Source organism: Cupriavidus necator (assembly GCF_013141915.1).
GTDB lineage: Bacteria > Pseudomonadota > Gammaproteobacteria > Burkholderiales > Burkholderiaceae > Cupriavidus > Cupriavidus necator_B.
The window spans coordinates 1-692 of record NZ_SROX01000046.1 but is presented as its reverse complement, the minus strand read 5'-3'; the positions used below and the strand labels follow the sequence as shown (position 1 = coordinate 692).

General features: G+C 68.9%; 1 pseudogene. It reads left to right on the top strand.

The annotated features are described in order from the left end of the window. Positions 1-692, top strand: a pseudogene (locus tag E5S69_RS32100) (3-methylcrotonyl-CoA carboxylase); the annotation flags it as partial.

The following is a 692-nucleotide window of genomic DNA, read 5'->3' as shown; positions in this document are numbered from 1 at the left end:
TTCGACGCCGCGCTGGCGTCGGTCAAGCGCGAGGCGTCGGCCAGCTTCGGCGACGACAAGGTGCTGGTCGAGAAATACCTGACGCGCCCGCGCCATATCGAGATCCAGGTGTTCGCCGATACCCACGGCAACTGTGTCTACCTGTTCGAGCGCGACTGCTCGGTGCAGCGCCGCCACCAGAAGGTGCTGGAGGAAGCGCCGGCGCCCGGCATGACCGAAGAACGCCGCCGCGCCATGGGCGAAGCGGCCGTGGCCGCCGCCAAAGCCGTGGGCTATGTCGGCGCCGGCACGGTCGAGTTCATCGCCAACCAGGACGGCTCGTTCTACTTCATGGAGATGAACACGCGCCTGCAGGTCGAGCACCCGGTCACCGAGATGATCACCGGGCAGGACCTGGTCGAATGGCAGCTGCGCGTCGCCGCCGGCGAGCCGCTGCCGCTCACGCAGGAGCAGCTGCGCATCGACGGCCATGCGCTGGAGGCGCGCATCTACGCCGAGAACCCCGACAAGCAGTTCCTGCCGTCCACCGGCACGCTGCGCTTCCTGCGCACGCCGCCGGCGGTGCAGTTCATGCGCGGCGACGGGGTTGACGGAAACCCGCACGGCCCGGCCGGGGTGCGCATCGACGCCGGCGTGCGCGAGGGCGACACCATCAGCCCGTTCTACGATCCGATGATCGCCAAGCTGATCGT